Origin of the sequence: Pontibacter rugosus (assembly GCF_042678745.1) — a bacterium.
Taxonomy (GTDB): Bacteria; Bacteroidota; Bacteroidia; order Cytophagales; family Hymenobacteraceae; genus Pontibacter; species Pontibacter rugosus.
The window spans coordinates 1-4,019 of sequence record NZ_JBHTLD010000311.1 but is presented as its reverse complement, the minus strand read 5'-3'; the positions used below and the strand labels follow the sequence as shown (position 1 = coordinate 4,019).

6 protein-coding genes are annotated in these 4,019 nt (G+C 45.9%); 1 reads left to right on the top strand and 5 read right to left on the bottom strand.

All coding sequences use genetic code 11. The features are described from left to right. Nucleotides 1–356: 356 nt before the first annotated feature. The 3 genes from ACFQ2O_RS20440 to ACFQ2O_RS20430 all read right to left on the bottom strand — a co-directional run bounded on the left by ACFQ2O_RS20440 (nucleotide 357) and on the right by ACFQ2O_RS20430 (nucleotide 2,498). Entirely contained in the window at nucleotides 357–635 is a 279-nt protein-coding gene (locus tag ACFQ2O_RS20440) for a histidine phosphatase family protein (RefSeq protein WP_377532467.1), read from the bottom strand. Further along, entirely contained in the window at nucleotides 581–1,123 is a 543-nt protein-coding gene (locus tag ACFQ2O_RS20435; protein WP_377532464.1) for a hypothetical protein, read from the bottom strand. Before ACFQ2O_RS20435 ends, ACFQ2O_RS20440 begins: the two co-directional genes overlap by 55 nt. 478 nt (nucleotides 1,124–1,601) lie before the next feature. Further along, nucleotides 1,602–2,498 (bottom strand): cation diffusion facilitator family transporter, encoded by an 897-nt coding sequence (locus ACFQ2O_RS20430; protein ID WP_377532461.1) that lies wholly within the window; start codon nucleotides 2,496–2,498, stop codon nucleotides 1,602–1,604. 118 nt (nucleotides 2,499–2,616) lie between these two features. Between ACFQ2O_RS20430 and ACFQ2O_RS20425 the strand changes: the two genes are divergently transcribed. Continuing rightward, a complete protein-coding gene (locus ACFQ2O_RS20425) occupies nucleotides 2,617–2,973 on the top strand; it encodes a SpoIIAA family protein (RefSeq protein ID WP_377532458.1) in 357 nt (118 codons plus the stop codon). Nucleotides 2,974–3,141: 168 nt separating this feature from the next. On the opposite strand, the gene ACFQ2O_RS20420 is transcribed toward ACFQ2O_RS20425, so the two are convergent. Together ACFQ2O_RS20420 and ACFQ2O_RS20415 are read right to left on the bottom strand one after the other, a co-directional pair. Beyond that, the gene (locus tag ACFQ2O_RS20420) at nucleotides 3,142–3,348 is read right to left on the bottom strand and encodes a hypothetical protein (protein ID WP_377532455.1); all 207 of its coding nucleotides are present in this window, start codon (nucleotides 3,346–3,348) and stop codon (nucleotides 3,142–3,144) included. Between the two features lie 152 nt (nucleotides 3,349–3,500). After that, on the bottom strand, nucleotides 3,501–3,842 hold the full coding sequence (locus ACFQ2O_RS20415) for a four-helix bundle copper-binding protein (protein ID WP_377532451.1): 342 nt from the start codon (nucleotides 3,840–3,842) through the stop codon (nucleotides 3,501–3,503). Nucleotides 3,843–4,019: the final 177 nt, after the last annotated feature.

The window sequence follows — 4,019 nt, the reverse complement described above, 5'->3', positions numbered from 1 at the left end:
CAACACTATAAAAGTGTTAGTTCATGGTTTAACTTTTAGAATTGTCATTGGCAGTTAGTTACAGCTGCATTATATCGATAATTGACTATTTGACAACTTACTTTGAATGAATGCTAATAGAGGAGCTTTATTACTACGAATAGTATTGTTCACTCTACTGACGAACAGGCGGGGCTGCACAGATGATAAAGTCTGGAAGAAAGGAAAGGAATAGAGCCGCCAAAATATCCTTTGGCCTAACGGCACCGTAGCATGAAAGATAAGTACGGGAAAAAGGGAAGCCATAACAGGTACATCATGTGACCAGCGTTCAGCCTGGCACTGGGAGCAGTACCGCCTAATTGCCCTACCACTGATTAGCTATCCAATTTTACCAGTATAGTAGTGCCTAAATAGCCATCCCCCCCGTCCCGCACGACATGCCAGCCCATCTTTTCTAGATTCTCCTTAATGTAGCGATTCAACAAACCATGGGCCACGAGTGCTACTTTAGGCTTATCTGCACTTGCACTGGCCAGGATTTGGGCTGCCTCCTGTGCCCGTCGGCGCGCATCTGCGAAACTTTCAGCCCCCTGTCGGTCTATACCCAACACCCACTTGATGCGGGCAGCAGTGGTCCAGAACCTGATTGGCATGCGCAAGTTAGGGCTATGCTCGCCCATGGCTGTTTCAAACTCTCTAAAACCGGTGAGACGGTCATTTGGCTATCCGCCCCAAATACATATTGTGCTGTCGCTCTGGCCCTGTTGATAGAACTGGCAAATATGGCCACCTCCTCTGGGTCCTGGATCTCAAAGAACGGGGCATCCGGGGTCACGATGCCTACGCTATCATAATCTACTGCAAACTTCCTGGCCTGGTTATAAGAAAACTTACCCGTCTTCTGCAAATCAGGCTCCCCATGACGAATAAGAGCAATTTGACGTAAATTACCGTTAACAGGTAGCGTTAGGCCTTCTTCCTGTAGAAAAGACACCTGCTGCGCTACCGGTTTCCCATTAGCAGTTACATAGGAAGCGCCTGCACCCATTGCTTCAAACTTTGCCGCTATAGCCTTGATTGTGTGGTGTAAACCTTCCTTGTCTTTCGCATCTACAGAAGTAATGGCAAGCACGGTTAACATGCAACTCAAGGCTGCTTTCCTGATCGAATTCATTTCGTATTCTTTAGAAGGATGTACTCATGCTATAACTTAAAATAGTTATAGGAAGTTCATCATTATGAGCGGCCTTAACTGCACCGAAAGTTTTGTTATAAGTGGTTTTAATTTAATTGAGAGTTCGGAACATGAACGTTGAGGATTATGCTGCTATCTCTTGACGATAGGTAAAACCAACTTGGGGAAACCGGATGAGTAATGCTTTGTCTCTTTTGCCCAAGATGCATGGTTGGGGAGGAGAAGTTGTGCAACGTAGTTTACCCCTAATCTAAGCGCTTATTTCTTTTTGAGCAGGATGAGCGTGAGATTAAATCTTTTTCTAGGATAGGCAGTGCTAGGTACTCAACCCTATGATTCTGTTGGTTTCTGTTACTTGCATGTGTGGGCAACTTGTTGGCAGCGTCTTGTTCTTTTCACTAACCACCGCACAGCTCAGGCGCTGCTACAGGTGAGTTCCTTTCTCCTTGTACCCACTGCTCTCTAGTTGGATGGTGGTATGCGATATCTTAAAGTTGGAGGTGATGGCTTGGTTTATTCTGCTTAGCAATTCGTCGTAAGAGGCCTTGTTATCAGCGGCTAAGACGACATGGGCGCTCATCGCATTGACGCCAGAAGTTAAGGACCAGACATGCAGGTCGTGCACCTCTTCAACTCCTTGCATCGCTTTCATGGATGTGCGCAACTCATCTATGTTCACGTCTGAGGGCGTTCCCTCTAACAACACGCCAACGGCCTCTTTGAGCAGTATCCAGGTCCTGGGAAGGATAAAAAGCCCTATTCCTGCTGACAAGATCGGGTCGGCATAATACCAGCCAGTTGTCCACATGATGATGCCTGCTACAATTACTCCAATAGATGTAAGCATATCAGAAAGGACCTCGAAGTAAGCCCCCTTCATATTGAGGCTCTCCTTAGACCCCTTCCGCAGAATATACATACCTGCCAGATTCACCACTAAACCGACTGTTGCTACTAGCAACATTGCCTTACTCTCTACTGCCGGCGGGTCTAGAAAGCGCTGATAAGCCTCGTAGAGGATATAAAGCGAGATACCGATGAGTATCACCGCATTAGCCAGCGCTGCCAGAATTTCTGCGCGATAATACCCGTAGGTGCGCTCAGGAGAAGCCGGCCGTTCAGCCAACATAATGGCAATAAGTGCAAAAGCGAGTCCACCTACATCCGTTAACATATGACCAGCGTCAGCAAGCAAGGCAAGGCTCCCTGTTAACAGTCCCCCAATGACTTCAGCAATAAGGTAAAGAAACGTAAATGTGAGGACTAATTTGAGCCGCCCTTTATTTTTACTGCTTGCGGATACAGCGTGCCCCTTTGACATAGAATCATCTTTCTTTGTACAGACTAGGTTGTACGGGGTGCGCTTTTGATATGTTAAGTGAGATGCACGGGAACACACTAAACAGTATACACGTACAGGTCCCAAAGCAAACTACGTTATGGTACAAGCTATAGAAACAGGTAAAGCAGACCTGGTGGCCTTGAAGTTCACAGGCTCACTGGATAAAGAAGACTATACCCTAATCGTTCCGTCAATGGAGGAGAAGATCGACCGTTTCGGGAAAATCTGTCTTTACTGGGAGATGGATGATGTGGAAGGCTGGGAGCCTGGGGGGCTGTGGGAGGACCTTAAATTTGACGTTCAGCACGCAAACAATTTCAACAGGATTGCCATCGTCGGAGACAGGAATTGGCAGAATTGGATGACAAAGCTAATGAAGCCTTTCACGGGCGCAGAGATTAAGTACTTTGACCTGCAGCAAAGGGGAGAGGCCATGGCATGGGTGCGTCAGTAATTTATTTTTGCACAAAGCGACCTCATTCAGAGTCGAGTGGTGTATGCTGTGCCCGAACTTAAACCGCAAATAAATGCATAGTCTATGCTGCCTTATCAGACTCGGCAACTAGATGCACAGCCAACAGTGTGGTTGATTTACTGAATCGCTGGCGAGCACTCCTGCAAATTATTTTGTCTCGCTCCCCTCGTCTTCCCCAGCATCCATATCCTCCTTTATATCCTCGATGGATTCCACGTTCTGGCTTCTTCCTCCCGCTACAGTATGTGGTTTGTCACCTGTACTCGGGATGTGGCCGTCTGCGTGCGCCTCTTCACCTGCATGTGTCTCTTTATTTGATTTCAGCTGATCTCTATTATTATTTTGCTCATTCATGCGCTTAGATATTTTGTTTGCTCTTCTCCTATACGCATCTAGGCCTAAGGATGACAGATCATTGTTTTATATTTTTTTGAATAAAAACTCAACCGTTAAAGGGGGTAAAAGCAGAGTTATTTGGCTGCTTTTACCCCCTTTGATTGCTTAAATTAAGCGGACATTCTTCTACATTCTTCTGCACATTGCTTACATGCGGTCGCACAACGCTGGCAGTGCTCGGCTTCGTGCTGAGCACATTCTTCGCCGCAAGCATCGCAAATAGTAGCACATAACCCACAAATCTGTTTTACATAATCCACTGTGTGTTCATCCGCTCTTGCCATGGCAGCAGCAGCTAGCCGGCATATATCTGCACAAAGCAAATCTAACTCAATACAACGCTCCATCATCTTTACATCCGGCTCTTTTAAGCAGGCAGTAGCACAATTGTCGCATTCAGCAGCGCATTTGTAACATGCGTCAATACAGTCCTGAAATTGTTTGTAATCCATAGCTATAGGTTATATAGTCCCTTCAATTCCGTTGTTGCCCGGCTTTCAGTATTGCTGTTACCCAAGTGAATTTATAAAAACGAAAGATTTACTTTGAGAGTTATTTTAGACTTAGCTTTCCCTAACTAATCAATTGGCCATGTGCATAAATTTGACGTTTAAAGGGCAGTTTACCTA

Excerpts from the sequence above, each read along its gene's own strand:
- ACFQ2O_RS20440 (WP_377532467.1), bottom strand. The coding sequence starts at position 635 with ATGCCAATCAGGTTCTGGACCACTGCTGCCCGCATCAAGTGGGTGTTG.
- ACFQ2O_RS20435 (WP_377532464.1), bottom strand. The coding sequence starts at position 1,123 with ATGTTAACCGTGCTTGCCATTACTTCTGTAGATGCGAAAGACAAGGAA.
- ACFQ2O_RS20430 (WP_377532461.1), bottom strand. The coding sequence starts at position 2,498 with ATGTCAAAGGGGCACGCTGTATCCGCAAGCAGTAAAAATAAAGGGCGG.
- ACFQ2O_RS20425 (WP_377532458.1), top strand. The coding sequence starts at position 2,617 with ATGGTACAAGCTATAGAAACAGGTAAAGCAGACCTGGTGGCCTTGAAG.
- ACFQ2O_RS20420 (WP_377532455.1), bottom strand. The coding sequence starts at position 3,348 with ATGAATGAGCAAAATAATAATAGAGATCAGCTGAAATCAAATAAAGAG.
- ACFQ2O_RS20415 (WP_377532451.1), bottom strand. The coding sequence starts at position 3,842 with ATGGATTACAAACAATTTCAGGACTGTATTGACGCATGTTACAAATGC.